The sequence below is a fragment of the Stenotrophomonas sp. P5_A9 genome (genome assembly GCF_056400525.1).
In genome coordinates, this window is the sequence record NZ_JBFULC010000037.1 from 20937 (window position 1) to 40000 (window position 19064).

The window sequence follows — 19064 nt, forward strand, 5'->3', positions numbered from 1 at the left end:
AATCGCAACTGTCATGCTGTGAAACGTGCATCACGGCACGTTTCACGCGTCCCCAGACGATGATTGAGTTGCGCTCCCCAGGATCGGCCCCAGCCGCTCCCTTGCGTAATCTATACTCTGCGGCCACGAAATTCGCAATCGGAATCTGTCCCTGATGACACGCTTTCGCCGCTGGCTGCGCTGGTTGCTGGTCGCCTTCCTGGTCCTGGCCCTCATCGGCGCGGCCGTTGCGGGCGGCCTCTACTACGCCGTTTCCTCCAAGCTTCCGGACGTGCAGAGCCTGCGCGACATCGAGATGCAGGAGCCCATGTACGTCTATGCCAGCGATGGCAAGCTGATGGCCGTGTTCGGTGAATCCCGGCGCACCCCGATCACCATGAAGGAGGTCCCCGAGCGCCTCAAGCAGGCCTTCCTGGCGACCGAGGACGCGCGGTTCTACCAGCACGGCGGGGTCGACTACAAGGGCATCGGCCGCGCGGTGTGGCTGCTGGCCACCACCAACGACAAGCGCGTGCCGGGTGGGTCCACCATCACCCAGCAGGTCGCCCGCCAGTTCTTCCTGAGCTCGGAGTACAGCTACACCCGCAAGCTGGCCGAGATCCTGCTGGCGCGCAAGATCGAGTCCGAGCTGAGCAAGGACGAGATCTTCGAGCTGTACCTGAACAAGAGTTTCTTCGGCAACCGCGCCTACGGCGTCGCCGCCGCGGCCGAGTTCTACTACGGCAAGAAGCTGGGCGAGCTGGACCTGGATGAGATGGCCTCGCTGGCCGGCATCCCGAAGTTCCCCTCCTCCGGCAACCCGATCAGCAACCCCGAACGCGCCCGTGAGCGCCGCGACTTCTATGTGCTGCAGCGCATGGCCAGCCTGGGCTTCATCAGCCAGGCCGAGGCAGACGCGGCCAAGGCGGTGCCGATGCACGCCAGCGCGCACGAGCCGCCGGTGCAGGTCGAAGCCCCTTACGTGGCCGAGCTGGTCCGCCAGGAAATGATCGCGCGCTTCGGCGGCGACGTGGTCAACAAGGGCTACCACGTCACCACCACCATCAACGCCGAGCTGCAGGCTGCGGCCAACGTCGCGGTGGGCAATGGCCTGCGCGTGTACGACCATCGCCACGGCTGGCACGGTGTGGAACAGCACTTCGACGTTCCCGCCGATGCAGACGCCAAGGCGCTGGCCGCCAAGCTGGTAGGTATCCCGTCCCAGTCCGGGCTGCTGCCGGCAATCGTGGCCTCCACTGCCGCCGATGGCAGCGCCACGGTGGTGCTGGCCAACCGCAACGAACTGGTCCTGCCGGTCGCGGCCAGCCGGTGGGTCAACAAGGCCCCGGCCAAGCTGCTGACCCGGGGCGACCTGGTCCGCGTGCGCGCCGGCGAGAAGGAAGGCGAGTGGTTGATCGACCAGATTCCGCGCGGCCAGTCCGCACTGGTCTCGCTGGATGCCGACAGTGGCGCATTGAAGGCGCTGGTCGGCGGCTTCAGCTTCTCCGGCAACAAGTTCAACCGCGCCACCCAGGCGCGCCGCCAGCCGGGTTCCAGCTTCAAGCCCTTCATCTACGCGGCCGCCTTCGACAAGGGCTTCAACCCGGCCTCGATCGTGCTCGACGCCCCGGTGGTGTTCCGCGACCGTCGCGGCAAGACCTGGTCGCCGCAGAACGACGGCGGCGGCTTCCGTGGCCCCATGCGCCTGCGTGAAGCGCTGGTGCAGTCGCGCAACCTGGTCTCAGTGCGCCTGCTCGATGGCATGGGCGTGGACTACGCGCGCAAGTACATCAGCGAATTCGGCTTCGCCGAGGCCGAACTGCCGCCGAACCTGTCCATGTCGCTGGGCACCGCGTCGCTGACCCCGCTGTCGGTGGCGCGGGGCTACGCGGTGTTCGCCAACGGCGGTTCGCGCGTGGATACCTGGGTGATCGACCAGGTCACCGACCGCGACGGCACCCTGGTGTTCAAGGAAAACCCGGCCATGGCCTGCCGCGAGTGCGCCGGCACCAGTGGCGGCGCCCCGGTCAGCCAGGTCGTGGACGGCTTCAACTTCGGCGCGGCCGCTGCGCCGGCACCGGCGGCCACTGCGGCGGCCAAGCCGCAGCAGCCGATCGAGGCGCCCAAGCCGGTCAACCCGGATGCCAAGGTGGCCCCGCGCGCGATCGACGCCCGTACCGCCTATCAGCTGGTGTCGATGATGCGCGACGTGGTCCAGCGCGGTACCGGTACGGCGGCCAAGGTGCTCGGTCGCGAGGACGTGGGCGGCAAGACCGGTTCCACCAACGATCACCGCGATGCCTGGTTCTCCGGCTTCGGCGGGCCCTACGCCACTACCGTGTGGGTGGGCCGCGACGACTTCCGCTCGCTGGGCTACCGCGAATACGGCGGCAAGGCGGCACTGCCGATCTGGATCGACTACATGCGCGTGGCGTTGAAGGACACCCCGATCGCCAAGAATGACCCGCCCTCGGGCATGGTCCAGGCCACCCTCAACGGCGCGACCGAATGGGTCAAGGTGGAGGACATGGACAAGATCGAAGAGTTCAACGTGGATACCCACGTGCAGCAGGCGGACGACGCCGCGTTCGATATCTTCTGATCGCCCGTGCCGGGTACGCCGGCACCAGGAACGAACACAGGCCGGGCATTGCCCGGCCTTTTTTGTTCGCCGGCCGCGCTTCGTCCGCGCCATCACCCCGGTAGAGCCACCCCATGGGTGGCTGCACGCATTCCCTGATCGCAGGTAGAGCCACCCCATGGGTGGCTGCACGCACTCCCTGATCGCAGGCACAGCCACCCACGGGGTGGCTCTACCCGGTTGTCACATCGCCGGTGTACATTGCCGTGCAGGTCGCCAAGGAGTTCCGGTCATGCATCGAGCCCGTCAGCATGCAGCCACCCAGACCCGCGAGCGTCGCCACCGGCTCGCCCACGAAGCGGCCCGGCTGATGGCCGAAGGCGGGATCCGCGACTACCACCAGGCCAAGCTCAAGGCCGCCGCCCGGCTGGATATCCACGACGACGCCTCGCTACCGCGTAATGCGGAGATCGAAGACGCGTTGCGCGAGTACCAGCGTCTGTTCGCCGGTGCCGACCACGGCAGCCAACTGCGCCAGCGCCGCGAAGCCGCGCTGCGCGCCATGGAGTTTCTGCGGGAGTTTTCCCCGCGCCTGTGCGGGCCAGTCCTGGAGGGCACGGCCGATGCCAACAGCCCCGTGCAGCTGCAGGTGCACAGCGACGATGCCGATGCGGTGCAACGTTACTTCGACGAACACGGCATCCCGGCCGAATCGCGTACGCGCCGCCTGCGTTTGGACCGCGAACGCGCGCTGGACGTGCCGGTCTGGGTGTTCAGCGCCGAAGACCTGACCTTCGACATCGCGGTGCTGCCGTACGACGCACTGCGTCAGCCACCCTTGTCCGCTATTGATGAGAAGCCAATGCGGCGGGCGTCGGCGGCGCAGCTTCGCGAGGTGTTGGCCGCGGCGGAGATCGCCGGGTACGTGACCACACGCGTGTAAGGCGTGCAGTAAAACAGCCGCCAACCCTCACCTGCCCCGAAGGCTCACTCGAGGGTGTGGGCCTTCAGCAGGGTGCAGAGCGCTCAGGATGATTTCCCAATCCGTCTCCCGGGCATTCCCACCGTACGACTACGTGCGCCTGCCGCTGCCACGCTTCATATCCAACCCAACAGCCGTCTCGCCTGTTCGCTGAGCGGCAGCTTTCCGTAAAGGTGATCCAGGAAAACCGGATGGTCGTGAGAGTAGGAGGTCGTCGGGAATCCGACGGTGTCGGCGATTGCGCGCTCCAGCACGTCCCATTCCAGCGTATGTGCCACTTCGGGGGCACCGAACGCCACGCCTTGGTCTGCATCGGATTTCAGGGCCTCCAAGGTGAGCCGCTGCCGGCCACGCCGCGGCAGGTGGCGAGCGAACATCAGCTCGGAAAGCACCCACGGTGCCCCCGCATGGCGACCATCCTCCACGCATGTGCGTAGTCCTGCGGCCTCGCCCTCCAGGTGCAGGAACAGCTCGCAGCCATCGATCAGCCGCTGCAGGGCGGCATTGAACACCATATGCAGGCTGGCCGACGTCCGTACCACGCGGTGATAGTGAAAGTGATGCGTGCCGGGTGAGTTCCCGCGCGCCGAGAGTGACTCGTCCAACTCCTGCTGCACGGTGTAGGCGTTTAGCCACAGGCACGAGTCGACGAACACCGTCAGCCCCAGCTGTTCAAGGATCACCGCCAGCTGCAGCACCTGTTCTCGATCACCGCGCCCATGCGACAGGAACACGTCGGGCTGGAACGCGGGTGCCACGGCCTGCTGCACAGACTCCGCATCCAGTAAGGTACTGCTGTCCATCAGGTAGGCGGCAACGGCMCGCCACGTTGCATGGCACCGCTCCTGGTACGCGGCAGTGGCCGGCGCATCCACCTTCAGCCCGGCGCCATTGAAATTGCGTACGCGCAGCTTCAGCAGCATCGTGATGCCTCCCGTACCACCTGGTAGACCAGCACAACGCCGGCCACCAGCGGCAGATGAAAGGCCAACACGGTCGGGCGGCACAGCACTTTCAGCAACGGCTCGCGCACCGCCGCCAAACGGGCTGCATCGACACGGTAGGAAAGCACCTGGGCCAGGGGCGCATCGCAGGCCGTGTTGTACAACTGCACGAAGGCGCGCTCCCGCTGCAGGAAGAACGCATGAAAGCCCATGAACAGCACGGCGGGCAACACGAACAGCGCCCAATGGAAGGGCGCCTGCTGGCCTACCGCGCGGGCCAGCAGCGCGATCAGCACTGCCACGCTGCCTGCCTTCATCGCCACGGCGCTGTTGGCCAGACGGGCAATGACGCCCTGAAGAATATTCAGATAGCCCAGCCGCCAGGCGATCTGGTTACCGATGGTGTCCATCGCGCTCCCCTTTTCATTGCACAGTGGGCAGGGCTCCCGACGGTGCCCTGCCCTGCACTGCGCGTTACCAACCGATGCCAACACCCAGGCCAACGCTCTGCTCACCGCTGTTGGTGAACGCGCCGTTGAGGCTGAAGGTGGCCGAGCCCTTCTCGTTGAGCACCCGCTGGTAGCCCACGGCCATGGCCGATTCGCCATCGCTGTAGCCCACGCCAGCACCGAGCCGGTTGTAGGTGGCCAGGCCGGCGGTATTCATGGCCATCGCGCTCTGCGCGCTGTTCATCGCCGCCAGCCGGTTGAAGCGCTTGTCCATCTTGTCCAGGCGCTGTTCGACCCCTTTGATCGCGTCATCGGTGTACTCGTTGGCGCGGGCGAGCATCTTCTCCAGATCGGCGGTGCTGACCTGCGGCGTGGGGGTGGGTGCATGGGCGGGTGCGTCCGCCTTGGCCGGCTTGCCGACGTCGTCGGCACTGGCGATGCGAGCACCCCCGTCAGAGGCGGCCTCCGGCGTACCCGATACCGCACCACTGCCTTCCTCCGCAGCCACGGGCGGCGTAGGCGCACTGGCGGTCGCCATTGCGCGACCTTGCAGCGGGGTGTCAACGCGCTGTTCCAGGCCATCGATGCGGCCATCCAGGCGCTGCTCCATGGCATGCAGCTGGCCGCCGTTGACCGCGTCGCGGCTGCCGGGTGCGATCAGACCGTTGGCCACGTTGCCGAGCACCATGCCGTTGGGGCCGGCCAGGTTGAGCTGGTTGAGACCGTCAGTGCGGGTGGAACGGGTTTCCTGGAAGGCCGAGCGGAGCTGGTTCTCCACCCTGTCAACGCGGGTGCCTGTGGTGGTCACGGCACCGTCGAGCACTGCTAGTGCATCGGCGACCGTTTTTTGCGTGCCCCCTTGCAGGTTATAAGTAGGACTGATGATGTTGCCATTTACATCTACGCCTGCATTACCCCCAAGCAAGGCTAGAGACTCATCAAGCTGTGCAATCGTGCTTGTGTCTTCTGCATCTCGACCGCGGGCCACGTTCACAATGCGCCGCTTCTTCGTCAGGTTTCCAACAGAAACAACATTCTCTTCAGTCGCCGTTGAGTCTCCCCCAAGCGCAACTGAGTTCTCCGCTCCAATCTCCACTCTGGAATAACCGCCAAGTGCGGTTCCACTCTTGCTCAGAACTGTAGAGCCAGTTCCAAGCGCGAATCCATTGTCCGCAGCCCCGTCCACGAACGCCGCTCGACCCAGCGCGACTGAGCTCCTTGCTCTTGCCCTTGCATAAGCGCCGACCGCCGTAGCACCATTGGTCTCCTCACCTGCCTCTGCGCTATCGCCAATAGCAACGGAGAACTCACCTGCTTTTGCAGAAGAGCTCTCTTCATCAAAGTCCACAGCAACAAACCGCCCGTCGCTTTCCATCAAGGAAACTCGATGATTGGTGGCAAACAACTGCCCACCATTAACCGCGTCCGTGCTCGCCGCTGAGCTCGCATCTCCCGCCGCCAGTCCACGTACACGACCGCCATTCATATCAATGCTGCCATCCGCGGCAAACTTCACCACGCCGTCCAGATCGGGATCGAAGTTCTCGAATTCGGTGCGCAACTCATCCAGGTCGCGGCGGTTGTCTGTGATGCGCCCATCCTGCCCGGACAGCTGCGAGGAGTGCGTCGCCAGTACCCCTTCATGGGCCGTCACTTTCTGCTGGGTGCCAAACAACTGCTTGCCTGTAACCGCGTCGGTACTGGTCGCACTCAGGGTGCCATCCGCCACGCCACTCAGTTTGCGCGCTGCATTGGACTTGTTGCGCAGGTCCAGCGTGGTGCCGGTGTTCTGAGCACCCAAGCGCAGGTTCCCGCTGGCTGACACCTGGCTGACCAGGCCTTCCAGAGCCGTCGCACGGGTTACGACTCCGTCCGCCGTTCGCTGTGCGGCGGTCGCTGCGGCTTGCGCCGTGGTCGCCGTGTTCTGCGCCGCGGTCACGTTGGTGTTGGTGGCATTGAGCTGCTTGCCCGTAACCGCTTCGGTACTGGCGGCACTGAGAGTGCCGTCAGCCACGCCGCTCAGTTTGCGTGCCGCGTTCGACCTGTTGCGGACGTCCAGGACGGTACCGGTGTTCTGCCCACCCAGGCGCAGATCGCCGGTCGCCGACACCTGGCTGACCATGCCTTCCAGTGCCGTCGTACGCGTCACTACCCCGTCCGCCGTTCGCTGTGCAGCGGTCGCGGTGGTCTGTGCTGTCGCAGCAGCGCTGTGTGCTGCCGTCACGCTGGTGTTGGTAGCCGCGAGCTGCTTGCCGGTCACCGCCTCAGTGCTGGTGGCGCTCAGCGTTGCATCGGCCACGCCGCTGATCTTGCGGTTGGCGTTGGATTTGTTGCGCACATCCAGCGTCGTGCCCGTGTTCTGCGCGCCAAGACGCACAGTGCCAGCGACTGCTGTCTGGCTGACCAAGCCCTCCAATGCGGTTGCGCGGGTGGTCAAGGCATCGGCCGTGCGCTGGGCCGCACCCGCTGCAGTCTGCGCGCTGGTGGCGGTGCTCTGTGCGGCGCCGACGAGGGTGTTGGTCGCGTGCAGTTGGCTGCCGGTGACCGCATCGGTACTGCCCGCGCCGATGGTGCCGTCCGCCACGTACTGGATCTTGCGCTTCCCGCTGGCGTTACCCACAGAAACCGAATTGTCCGAAGCGGTGACAGAGCCGGCGCCCAAGGCCACCGCATTGCCATGGGTGGCACTGCTGCGATCGCCCAGTGCCAGCGCACTGCCCCCGCCTGCCTTGGCCAGGTTGCCCAATGCCGTGGCGTAGGTGCCGGTGGCGACCGCCTCGCGGCCGACCGCCGTGGCCTGGTTGGCGGTCGCCTGCGCGCTGAAGCCCAGCGCCGTGGCGTGCGTCCCCTGCGCCTTGGCCGAGGTGCCGCTGGCCAATGCGCCGGTTCCGGTGGCGGTGGCTTTGTTGGCCGCCGTCATGGCGGTGCCGGTGGCCGTGGTGTTGGCCGCCACCGTCGCCTTGGCCGCAGCCCCATCGGCAGCGGTCTTGGCTGCCGTAGCGGTGCTGGTGGCCGTACTCACGGCCTGGTTGGTGGCGTGCAGCTGTTGCCCGGTCACCGCATCGGTACTGGTGGCGCTCAACACGCCGTTGTCGATGTTCTGGATGCGGCGCTTGGTTCCATTCCGGTTGGCCACGTCCAGCACGGTGCCAGTGTTGGAACCGCCGACACGGATCGTGCTGCTGGTTGACGTCTGCGTGACCAGCGAGGCACCAGCCAGAGCGCGATCTGCGGTGGATTTTGCTGTATTGGCGGTGGTGCGGGCCGCGTTTGCAGTGGTCGTGGCAGCCGCCAGTCGTTCATTGGTGGCATTGAGTTGCCGGCCAGTCACCGCGTCAGAGCTCGATGCGTTCAGCACGCCGTCTGCAACGTTCACAATGCGGCGTTTGGTCAGGTAATTGCCGACGGAGACGGTGTCGACTTCAGTTGCGCTCGATCCTCGTCCAAGCGCCACTGCACCGCGCGCTACGGCCAAGGCTTCGTAGCCGAGCGCCAATCCATCGAATTCGGCGCGCGAGTCGCCACCTACTGCAATGGCGCCTGTCCAGCCGCTGCTGCCTGCATAGGCATCACCCCCAATGGCGATTTTGGAGATGCCCGCCCCATCATGGGTCTTGGAGCCGCTGCCAACGGCGACGGAGTTTTCGGTGTACGCCTTCGAGCCGTTGCCAAGGGCCGTCGTCCCCAGCCCATTGGCGATGGCGCGAGCCCCCACCGCGGTGCCATAGCCACCGTTGGTCGCGCTGGCGAAGTAGCCGACGACCGTGCTGTTCTGGCCATAGCCTTCAGCAAAGTTGCCCACGGTTACACCACCGGCACCGTTTGCCCGGCTCTTGATCCCCGCGGTAAAGCTTCCGTGGCCGTTCGCACCGGCCTCACCGCCCAGCGCCATGGTTTCTTCGGCGGTCACCAAGCTCCAGTTTGCAGCAGAGGTATTCCCATACACCGACCCCTTGATCACGCCCATGACCACGGCATTGCCGGACGGGGCCACCGATATGGCGTGGAAGGCACTCAACACCTGGCGTTCCCACCACTCAGCGTCGTCGTCAGCGACTTCGACCGCCGCAGCGGTCATTGGGGCCAGACCCAGCAATGCGATCAGCGCCGCGCTTCGGCCTGACACCTGCGCACGCTTTCCACGCACCGAAGCCAACTCACTGGCAACGACCCAGCACTGCAGGGCGGTGGACCAGACACGGCGATAGATTTTGTTCATGAGAACTCCTTGGGGAACGAAACGAGATGGGAACCGCCCGGCATTGCGCAGCAGGCAGGTGTGGGGATTCAGGGCGTGAGGGTCTGCACGTGCTCACGATTGCCATCGCGCGTGAGCCGGTAGCGCAGCTGTACGGTGTGGCCCGGCTGCATGGCGAACGGCAGCGGCAATGCGCTGCCGGGATACAGGCTGCGCGACAGCTCGTGCGCGGTGCATTGGCTGCCGTCGCAGTCGGCGATGCTGGTGATGCCCAAGCGCAGCGTGCCGGCGTTGCGCAGCTGGTCGCCTTGCACGCGAATGTCCACCGTGCCGTCGACGGGCAATACGTTCACCAACGCCCCCCATACAAGGTTCACGCCAATGCTGGCCTGGGCGCCCTCGCCCTCGGCCTGGTCGCGTTCGTCCGGACCGCGTACCCCTTCGAAGTAGATGCGGTAGGCGGTTTCGGCCTGCACGGGCTGCAGCGGGATCACACGGATCAGGCGGTTGCCACCGCCAGCCAAGGCAAACTTGCCCGGCGTGACCGCGATGGCCGCTTCGCCGGGATCGACGTCGACCTCATGCTCCTGCTCGCCGGCGGCGTCAACGATACGTCGCACGGAAGTCTGGATGTACTGCGGCTGGGTAGACTGGGAATAGATGCGGATCTGCGTACTGCGCTTGCCATCGACCGACGCGCGCATCGGGTGCACGGTGAGATTGGCGTGTGCAGGTGCCGCCAGCAGCAGCGACAGGGACAACAGAACAACGGCTGGAATTTTCATGGAAGCTCCTGGAAGGTCAGGGCGTGACCGTGGGGACGCGCAGCTCCACCTGCAGCTCGCCGAAGTAGGTGCCGGCCTGCTGGGTGGAAATGGGGACGCGCGGAATATCGAAGGTGATCGGCGTGGGCACGCAGAACACCGGTTGGCTCATGCCGGGTAACAACACCAGACGCAGCAGTGCGGTATCGATGCCATGCAGCTGTTGCTCCACGCCGTTGGGCATGGGCACCGGGGCGCCGTTGTGGTCCAGGGTGACGGTGTAATCCAGGCGACGGGTGTCGTCGCTGCCACCATCGGTATGCCAGAGCGAATAGCCACTGGGACCGGGCGGCTTGCCACTGCGGTCACGCACGGTGACGCCGAGGTACTGCGCCTGGGAGCCGAGTCCGTCGTAGAGACACATCTCGAGTGAGGTGCGGCCGCCTACCGTCCGCTGTATAGGGTCGTAATCGGAGTTGAGCTGAACCAGGGGGGTGACGTGGTGGAAGGCCGGAAAGTAGATTGAGACGGCGTTGCGGTCGGTGATGGTCAGATCAAACGTGAAGCGATACGTCGCGACCGCCGGCCCCGCCAGTTGGTCATGCAACGCAAGAATAAGTTCAGCATCCCAGTGTCCGGCTACAAGCCTGGACATCTCCTCCACCGGTATCAGCAGACCAGCTCTGGTTCCAACGGAAGATTCGCCACCGCAGTCATCTTTGGCTGCAATCCATGGTGGACGAATGGGGTCGAGCCAGTAGGAGCCGCATATGCGCGTCTCCATGCCTCGATTGATCCAGCCTTTCACTGAGAAGTTTGTACGCAGACCCGAGCGCCGCTCTGTGGCCTGTACCTCGATCATTGCTGAACCGGTAGCGACAGTTGCAACGCCCGTGACCGGGCAAGCGCCCACCCTCGGATCAGTTGACGAGGCACACGTGAGGTGGAGCTGGCCATACTTCAGAGACTTATCCGCGCTGTATCCGAGGACAACTTCAGGCACCCAAAGGTCGATTTCCCCCGGCATCGCAGACCGATCCCACGACATCACAATGTTCTGCGTCGCACTCACCGGATGCGTCTCCGGCGGCCGCTGCCCCCACGCCTTCGGCATCACCCCCAACAGCGCCATCAGCAGCATCACGGCCCACACGCCGTGCCGGTTCATGGCGTACCTCCCGCAGAGGCCGTCTGCGGCGTCGCCGCCATCAGGGCGTGCTCCTGCAGCAAGCGGGTTACCCGCGCCTGCTGGATCTCGGCCGGCAGCTGCGCCACACCCAGCGGCTCGCACTGCACGGTGCCCACCAGCATCACCACGCTGCGTCGCTCACGCACCTGCAGCGGGCACWGCAGCAGGTGGTCCTTCTGCAGCAGGTACAAGGTGCGTTCGCGGCGCGGGAAGTCGGCCACGAAGCCACCGTTGCTGCCGGTGCCCGGCACCGGCGCATTGAGAATGCGGGCGCCGCCCAAGGGCAGCCCGGCGATGTCGCGCGCGTTGCCGATGAAGGTGTAGGTCACCTCGATCGGCACCGGCAGATGCATCAGCCGGCCCGGCGGCAGGAAGACCGGGCGCGCGCCGCCCACGCCGGTCACGCGGATGGCGGCATCGCTGTTCAGCGCGCTGGCGTCCTGCACTTCGGCGCGGTGGCTCTGGTAGGCCGGCAGCGGCAACAGGCGGCGCTCGCCAAGTGCCAGCCGTTGCCGGCGCAGGCCGCCCACCTGCAGTTCGGCGGCGACGCCGGTCAGTTCCAGGTCGTCGGTGTCGTCCACCTGCACCGCCAAGCCGGCCTCGGCCCCCAGCCCGCCGCCCCAGTAGAAGCCGTGCCGGCCCAGCGCCAGCCCGGAGCTGTGGGTGGCGCTGTAGGCCATCTCGGTGCGGCCGCGCTGCTGGTAGTGCGCCACGGTGCCGCCGGTGTGGCCGATGCTGTTCTGCAGTTGCGCGCTGAGCGCGGCACTGTAGCGGCCGCTGTTGTTGCCGCGCAGGTCTACGGTGGCCTCGCGGTACTGCGCCTCCACGTCCTGGCGCAGGGTTTGCCCGGCGCTGTAGTTGATCTCCGGGCGCGCATGCTGCGGCTGTCGCACGTCCAGGCTGTAGCGGCGCTGCGAGGTGCCGCGGTCGCCGCGCTGCAGGCGGGTCAGGCTGAGGTTGAGGAAAATGCCGCGGTCCCGCCCGTCGCGCAGGCTGCTGCGGCTCTGCTGCTGCCATACACCGATGCGGGTGGACACGCTGAACTCCTGCCAGCGCTGCACGCGGCTGTAGCTGGCCTGCCAGGTGCGGGTGAGGCTGGGCTCGCGGCTGTAGCGCTGCTCCCACGGCGGCAGCAGCGGGTCCAGTGCGGCCAACGGGTCGTCGACGTCCCCTGCCAGCAGCCGCCCGCGGCTCCAGGTCTGCCGCCGGGTATAGGCCACATAGGCGCTGCCACCGCCGAGCGGCAGCGCCATCGAGGCACTGAGTGAATCGGCACAGCCCAGCCGGTCGCGCGCGTCGTCCTCGAACTGGCACGCCTTGCCGCGCATGCGCTGCTGGTACAGGTTCCAGGACGCGCGGCGGCGGTACGACACCTGATGCTGCTGGCCGGTGCTGCCATCACTGCCCTGAAGGCCACTGAATGTGGCGCGGACATCCTGGGTAGCGAAGGCGTGGCGCAGGTCCACGCGCAGCTCCCCGTAGCTGACGCCGCCGAGGTCGGCGGCACCGGCAGTGACTGCGGCGGCGCGTCCAAGCGGCACGCGCAGGCCGGCCATGGCCGCCCTCTCGCCGTCGAAACGGTCACTGCGGCGCTCGTTGCGGCGGCCGCCCTGCAGGAACCACTGCACGCTGCTGTTGGTCCAGTCGCCGCCCTTGTCGAACGGTGCCGCTTCGCTGCGCACCAGCACGCCATCTTCGTAGATGCGCAGGGTCACGCTGTAGCTGCCGAACGGGAAGCGGCGGGTGTCGAGCTGGTTGATGCCCGCTTGGAGGTAGAAGGTCTGCAGCAGGCGCTCGCCGTCGAAGGCATCCACGCGCGCATCGCGCGCCAGCAGCACGGTCAGCGGCAGGGCCTGCACGGCGGCCTCGGTGTCCACGTAGGCCTGGGTGGTGCCCACGCGCAGGCCGGCAAAACGGTCCATCGGCAGCAGGCTGAAACTGAAGGTGCCGCCCTGTGGGCTGGACAGGTTGCGGCGGTCCATGCGCCCGGCCTGCAGGTAGTGCTGCTGGCCCAGGTCATGGCGGTAGTAGGCGTTGTCGAACTGGAAATCCTGGCGGCGCCGGCTGCCGCGGTACTGCTGGCTGTTGAAGTTCCAGTCCACCGCGATATGGCCACGCTGCAGCACACCCAGCGCGCCGGCGCCTTGGGCAGTGAGCGCCTGGTAGCCACGGCCGCCACTGAAGTTGACGGTCTGCTGGTGCAGGAACGCGCTCTCCGCGTTGCTGCTGATCTGGTGGAAGCGATCAGCGGCCGGTTCGGCGCTGATCCACTGGCGGGCAACGAACAGGCGCACCGCGCCTTCGCCTTCATCGTAAAGGGCACGCACGGTGTTGGGGTCCTCGGGTGGCTCGAGATAACCGCAGCCCGCGCTGCCTCCGCCATAGCGGCAGGCCAGATGGCTGTTGCGCGGCAGCGGCTGGGAAAGCGCGGGCAGCAACGCAGCTTGGGCCTCGTCGGAGAGGTCCAGTGCCTGCAGCACGCGCGCCGGATCTTCCAGTTGCACGCTTTCCAGGGTGACCCGCACGGGCGACAGACCCGCCGTGCGCCCGAACAGGCGTACATCGAGCTGCTCGGTCTGGCCGGCAACCAGGTCTTCAAAACCGACGGGGACGCCGCGTGCCGCGACCAGGGGGGTGGCCAACGACAAGGCGRGCGCGACCGCCAGCCGGGTCAGGGCAGGTGCGGTAGCTTTCATGGGGAGCGTTGCCTGAGGCCGCCGGCCCGGTATCCGGGCCGGCGKGAGTGACGCGAGGGGTGAACCGTTACGGCTTCTGGGTCAGCACCACGCTGACGATCCCTTCGTACACGCCCTGCACCGTGATCGGGGTGCGGGTGGTCTGGGCGATCTCCAGGTCCATGATGATCGATGCGCCACTGAGCGCACCGTCGTACAGATCCGCTGCCAGGAAGTCCTGTGAGGCAACGGTCAGCTCGCGCTTGTTGAGTCTCACGGTGAGTGGAACATCGGTGCCGGTGCCGCTCTTGGGTACCAGTGACGGCGCGTGGCCAAGCCGCACTTCCACATCCTTGTCTTCATCGTTGGTGTAGATGCGCACGCGCTCGTTGTGCGGAGTCAGCCCCTGGCCCGGAATGTGGTCCAGTGGGATCGAGTCCGGCAATGCGGTGCCATCGTGCTTCATCAACGCCAGGGACGGGTCAACATTGGTGTAAACGGTGATATGGGATTCGGCGGCATTGGCCGACAGCGAAGCGGCGGTCAGCGCTGCAGCAAGCGCGGCCTTGTTGAGGATACTGGACATGGCTTCTCTCTCTTTTAGTGTTCGAAAAGACGCTTCCGCAGGAAGCACCGCCGCCACCACGCGGGGTGAGACAGCCCAGTCAGGTTAGTTAGGGGCAGGTGATTTGCCCATTCAATGAGTCCTAAAAACGACGCCATTTTGGCCGTAATGCGACCGCACCCTCACTACTTGAACATTGCAGCAATTCCTATGCGTCCCTGCGCCCTCGGCGCGTGCGACCCGATCACGCACGTGCACCGGAACGCCCTTGCGTAGCCGACCCAACGCGGGGCGCTGCTCCACGCCGGCCTGCGCCGCCGGATCCGCTTCCTCGCGGTGCATCCACCACGCCGTCACCCGCTGGTGAAGGGTGGCGCCCCTGCATCCGTCCAGGGACGGCCACGTCATCGTCAACCTGTGTCGTGCGCTGCGTGCGTGGATGCGGCGCGACCGCATTGCAGCGCCGTGGGATGTTCCATCACCCACGACCCTGCGCTACGGCGCCCTATCTCATTCCCGGTGCGCACGCATTTTTCCATCTTAGTGGCGCTCTCACAGTCGCCCGCCGGCCTAAGCGTCGGGCATGGCGGTTTGCGCAACGGGCGTGCTCCGGCTCAGCGCGGCGGCAGCACTTGCACGCGCTTCACCTCGATATCGGTGGGCTTGAAACGGTGCGTGTCCACCTTCCCCAGCAGTTCCACCGTGGCGGCCGCGCCAATGGCCTGGTGAGGCATGTCCTCGTCGTCGATCTCCACGTCGATCTCGCCGGTGGCGTCGCGGAAGCGGTAACGTTCATTGCCGACCTTGGCGACCAGGTGGCCCAGCAGCAGTACCGCGTGGTCGTCGCGCTGCTGGCGGGCCTGCGCCACCGTCGTGGCGACGGCGGTGGCGCCGGGACCGGTATAGCCGGCCAGCGCGTCGCTGGCGTGCAGGGTGGATGCGATGGCAAACAGGGGAATCAACGCGTAGCGCGTCATGGTCGGACTCCTTCGGGACTTGCTTGATTGATCTGACAAGCCTGATCCGCGGAGCCCCATAGACCCATGCAATAAGTACGAAAAGGTCAGCGCCGCGCGCCAACGCGCCTGCCCGTTCATCGTCACGACGGTGTAGCCACCCCATGGGGGGGCGCACAGGGTGCCGGCACCAACAGAAGCCACCACCCAATAAAGAAGGTGTTTCTCCGATCTGGGGAGAGGTCTTGTTGCAAGGCCCGTCGCAGCGTGAGCACGACGCTACGCGGGTGGCCGGGTGTGCAGGCCGTTGGGATGGGCTGGCGTCTCCGATCGGGCTGGTGGCGAGCGTGAGGGCCCCGTATCCGCCGGTAGGMCCCTGGCGCAAATGTCCCCCGGCCGCGGGGCGGCCTCCTCCTTTATTTTGCCCAGGGGCCTACCGGCTGCTACGGGGCTCGGCTCGCGGTACGCAGGTGGACGCCGGGCGTTTGGGCGGTGGCCGGTGGGTCGGGCGCTGGCCCCATGCCCTTCGAGGCGAAATAAAGGAGGAGGGGGCGACCGCAGGCCGACGCCGGAGGACCGTCGCCGGAAAGGGCATCGGGGCCCAACGCCCAACCCGCCGATGGCTGTGCGTGGAAGTGTCATGGGACGTTTCTGCTTGTCCCGCGTATGGGCGAAGAGCCAAAAAAAACGCCCCGCAATGCGGGGCGTTCTTCAAGACGAGGTACCGGGGCGATCAGCCCTGGTAGTCGCGCACGTCGCTGCCGGTGTAGACCTGGCGCGGACGGCCGATCTTCATTTCCGGATCGACCTGCTGCTCCAGCCAATGCGCCACCCAGCCGGAGGTACGGCCCAGGGCGAACATGACGGTGAACATTTCGGTCGGGATCTGCAGCGCCTTGTAGATGATGCCGCTGTAGAAATCGACGTTCGGGTAGAGCTTGCGGGCGACGAAGTAGTCGTCCTGCAGCGCGGCCTGTTCCAGCTTGACGGCCACGTCCAGCAGCGGATCCTGCACGCCCAGCTGCTTGAGCACCTTGCCGGTCATCTCACCGATGACCTTGGCGCGCGGGTCGAAGTTCTTGTACACGCGGTGGCCGAAGCCCATCAGGCGGAAGCCGGAGGTCTTGTCCTTGGCCTTGAGCACGGCGGACTCGACGTTGTCGGCCGAACCGATCTCTTCCAGCATCTTCAGCACGGMTTCGTTGGCACCGCCGTGGGCCGGACCCCACAGCGCGGTGACGCCCGCGGCGACCGACGCGTACGGGTTGGCACCGGTCGAACCGACCAGACGCACGGTCGAGGTCGAGGCGTTCTGCTCGTGGTCGGCGTGCAGGATGAACAGCAGGTCCAGCGCCTTGACCACGTCCTGGTTCAGTTCGTACTGGCCGTCGGCCGATTCGAAGGTCTGCTTCAGGAAGCGGCTGACGTAATCCAGCGAGGTGTCCGGCTTGTTGGCCGGCAGGCCCTTGCCGTGGCGGTAGATCAGCGCCGACAGGGTCGGCACCTTGGCGATCAGGCGCACGGCCGCATGGCGGCGCTGTTCGGCGTCGGACAGGTCCAGCGAGGCGTGGTAGATACCCGACAGCTGCGCGATGGCGGCGGTCAGGATGGCCATCGGATGGGCATCCTTGGCGAAGCTGCCGATCAGCGTGTTGATGGAATCATCGACGTTGGCTTCAGCAGCCAGCTCGTCGGTGAAGGCCTTCAACTGCTCGGCGCTCGGACGCTCGCCATTGATCAGCAGGTAGGCCACTTCGACGTAGCTGGACTTTTCCGAGAGCTGCTCGATCGGATAGCCGCGATACAGCAGCACGCCCTTGTCACCGTCGATATAGGTGATGGCGGACTTGCAGCTGGCGGTGGCAGTAAAGCCGGAGTCGTACGTGAAGAGACCGGTTTCCTTGGTCAGCTTCGAGATATCGACGCAATCGTTGCCGAGCGTAGGTTTGATGACGGGCAAAACAACCGACTTTTCGCCGGCGTTGAGCGTGACCTGATCAAGATCGGACACTGTGTGCGCTCCTCGAGGGAAGGCGCCCACCCAAGCGCATGGGGCAGGCACGTGAAGGAAGTCCACGATCGTTATCGTGGATCCCGCCATTATCGCACAGCAACATTTTCGACGCCCTAGGACGGAAGTCGTAGACGCCGGTACCGGCATGCGTATGGACGCACTGCGCCAGTAGCCGCAAGGGCTGCGGGGGCGCTGGACAAGAATGTCCGGATGCAGCGTTCCGCCGATGCCGCACGCCCGCCAGCTGGCGTTCAGACAGGCGCCAGCCATCCATTTTTCGCGGACACAAAAAAACAACGGCCGCCAAAGCGACCGTTGTTTTCATGCAACTGCAGCGACAACTCAGGCTGCGGTCGGCGCCGGCTTGCCGAAACGCTTCTGGAACTTGTCGATACGGCCGCTGGTGTCGATCACCTTGTGCTTGCCCGTATAGAACGGATGCGAAGCCGAGGAGATTTCCACCTTGACGAGCGGGTACTCGTTGCCGTCTTCCCACTTGACCGTGTCCTTGGTGGACATGGTCGAACGGGTCAGGATCTTGAAATCAGAGGTAACGTCGTGGAAAACCACGTCGCGGTAAACAGGATGAGTATCGGCCTTCATGGGCGCGCACCGTAATAAGGGCTGGTGATCAAGAGCGGCATTATAGCCCCGGATGCCGCCAAGGGCAAGCCGGGGTCATCAACCGTGCGAAAGGTCCGCCGCAGCGGCGTCGTCAGACGCCGAGTGCCGCCCGGACCTGGGCCTCAAAGCGCCCTTGGTCGTAGGCCATCAGCAGCTGGGTGTTGTCCGGCTGCCCGGTCTGGCGGTTCCAGTCGACAATGGTAGCACCTCGGCTGTGCACGCCGGCCAGTTCGATGTTCAGCGGGCGCGATTCGACCCGCAGCGCGCCTTCGGGCTGCAGCGCCCAGGCCATGGCCAGGGCATCGGCGGCGAACCAGCGCTCGCCGCGGCTGTCTTCGGACCACAGGCGGGTCTGGCGCGAGATCAGCTCGTAGAAGCGGGCCTTGTCGCTGTCGGCGGCCAGCCACTGTTCCACGTCGGCATGCAGCAGGCCGTGGGCGACGGTGGCTTCCCAGTCGGCTACTTCGATATGCGGGAAGCCGGTGAACACGATGTGCGCCGCTTCCGGATCGAAGGCGATGTTGAACTCGGCCGCCGGGGTGATGTTGCCGTGGCAGGTCACCGCCCCGCCCATCACCAGGAAGCGCTTTACGCGCTGCGGCAGGGTCGGGTCGAGCTTCAGGGCCAGGGCGAGATTGGTAAGCGGTCCGAGTGCGACCAGGAACAGCTCGCCGGCGTATTCGTGCGAGAGGCGCAGGATTGCCAGGGCAGCGTGTTCGGCCTCGGCCTGGCGCTTGGCGGCCGGCAGGTTCACATCGCCGAAGCCGTCAGCGCCGTGCACGTGGGCGGCGTCCACCGACGGGTGCAGGAGCGGATCGGGGGTACCGGCGAACACCGGGACGTCTTCGCGGCCCGCCACTTCGCACAGCTTCAGGGCGTTGCGGACGGTGTGGTCCAGGCCCACGTTGCCGGCGGCGATGGTCAGGCCGACGATGTCGTGGCGCTCATCGGCGAAGGCCATCAACAGGGCCAGGGCATCATCGACACCCGGGTCGGTGTCGATCAACAGCGGAATCTTCTTGCTCATCGTTGCCGTCTTGATAATCGGCAAGGGACTTTCGCACCCTGTCATGACAAATACAAGGCGGGGGCTGACCGTGGCTGCTGCCGCTTCGATTGGTCCAGCCGCGACCGGAGGGGCCGC

13 protein-coding genes are annotated in these 19064 nt (G+C 65.9%); 2 read left to right on the plus strand and 11 right to left on the minus strand.

Translation table 11 applies throughout. The features are described 5' to 3' along the window. Positions 1-154: 154 nt before the first annotated feature. Together AC1DR7_RS12845 and AC1DR7_RS12850 are read left to right on the plus strand one after the other, a co-directional pair. Positions 155-2581 (plus strand): penicillin-binding protein 1A, encoded by a 2427-nt coding sequence (locus AC1DR7_RS12845; RefSeq protein WP_457319167.1) that lies wholly within the window; start codon positions 155-157, stop codon positions 2579-2581. Positions 2582-2852: 271 nt separating this feature from the next. Then, positions 2853-3503, plus strand: a complete 651-nt coding sequence (locus AC1DR7_RS12850; protein ID WP_457319168.1) for a hypothetical protein — start codon at positions 2853-2855, stop codon at positions 3501-3503. A gap of 155 nt (positions 3504-3658) precedes the next feature. On the opposite strand, the gene AC1DR7_RS12855 is transcribed toward AC1DR7_RS12850, so the two are convergent. The 11 genes from AC1DR7_RS12855 to AC1DR7_RS12905 all read right to left on the minus strand — a co-directional run bounded on the left by AC1DR7_RS12855 (position 3659) and on the right by AC1DR7_RS12905 (position 18947). Continuing rightward, a complete protein-coding gene (locus AC1DR7_RS12855; RefSeq protein WP_457319169.1) occupies positions 3659-4465 on the minus strand; it encodes a hypothetical protein in 807 nt (268 codons plus the stop codon). Then, complete coding sequence (locus AC1DR7_RS12860) at positions 4456-4896, minus strand: hypothetical protein (RefSeq protein ID WP_457319170.1); 441 nt, start codon at positions 4894-4896, stop codon at positions 4456-4458. The genes AC1DR7_RS12855 and AC1DR7_RS12860 overlap by 10 nt, the downstream gene beginning before the upstream one ends. 64 nt (positions 4897-4960) lie before the next feature. Further along, positions 4961-9154 (minus strand): ESPR-type extended signal peptide-containing protein, encoded by a 4194-nt coding sequence (locus AC1DR7_RS12865; RefSeq protein WP_478051214.1) that lies wholly within the window; start codon positions 9152-9154, stop codon positions 4961-4963. 68 nt (positions 9155-9222) lie between these two features. Further along, positions 9223-9918, minus strand: coding sequence for a pilus assembly protein (locus AC1DR7_RS12870; RefSeq protein ID WP_478051213.1), 696 nt, complete (start codon positions 9916-9918; stop codon positions 9223-9225). Positions 9919-9934: 16 nt separating this feature from the next. Then, positions 9935-11065: a CfaE/CblD family pilus tip adhesin gene (locus AC1DR7_RS12875; RefSeq protein ID WP_478051212.1), complete on the minus strand. Its 1131-nt coding sequence runs from the start codon at positions 11063-11065 to the stop codon at positions 9935-9937. Beyond that, on the minus strand, positions 11062-13782 hold the full coding sequence (locus AC1DR7_RS12880; RefSeq protein ID WP_478076509.1) for a TcfC E-set like domain-containing protein: 2721 nt from the start codon (positions 13780-13782) through the stop codon (positions 11062-11064). Before AC1DR7_RS12880 ends, AC1DR7_RS12875 begins: the two co-directional genes overlap by 4 nt. A gap of 67 nt (positions 13783-13849) precedes the next feature. Beyond that, positions 13850-14347, minus strand: coding sequence for a CS1 type fimbrial major subunit (locus AC1DR7_RS12885; protein ID WP_256776045.1), 498 nt, complete (start codon positions 14345-14347; stop codon positions 13850-13852). Positions 14348-14940: 593 nt separating this feature from the next. After that, entirely contained in the window at positions 14941-15303 is a 363-nt protein-coding gene (locus AC1DR7_RS12890) for a NirD/YgiW/YdeI family stress tolerance protein (RefSeq protein WP_256776044.1), read from the minus strand. 712 nt (positions 15304-16015) lie between these two features. Next, positions 16016-17566 carry a citrate synthase gene (locus tag AC1DR7_RS12895; protein WP_478076510.1) on the minus strand — a complete coding sequence of 517 codons (1551 nt, stop codon included), beginning with the start codon at positions 17564-17566 and terminating at the stop codon, positions 16016-16018. A gap of 72 nt (positions 17567-17638) precedes the next feature. Further along, complete coding sequence (locus AC1DR7_RS12900; protein WP_256776042.1) at positions 17639-17899, minus strand: type B 50S ribosomal protein L31; 261 nt, start codon at positions 17897-17899, stop codon at positions 17639-17641. A 112-nt stretch (positions 17900-18011) separates the two neighbouring features. Beyond that, entirely contained in the window at positions 18012-18947 is a 936-nt protein-coding gene (locus tag AC1DR7_RS12905) for a nucleoside hydrolase (RefSeq protein WP_478051209.1), read from the minus strand. Positions 18948-19064: the final 117 nt, after the last annotated feature.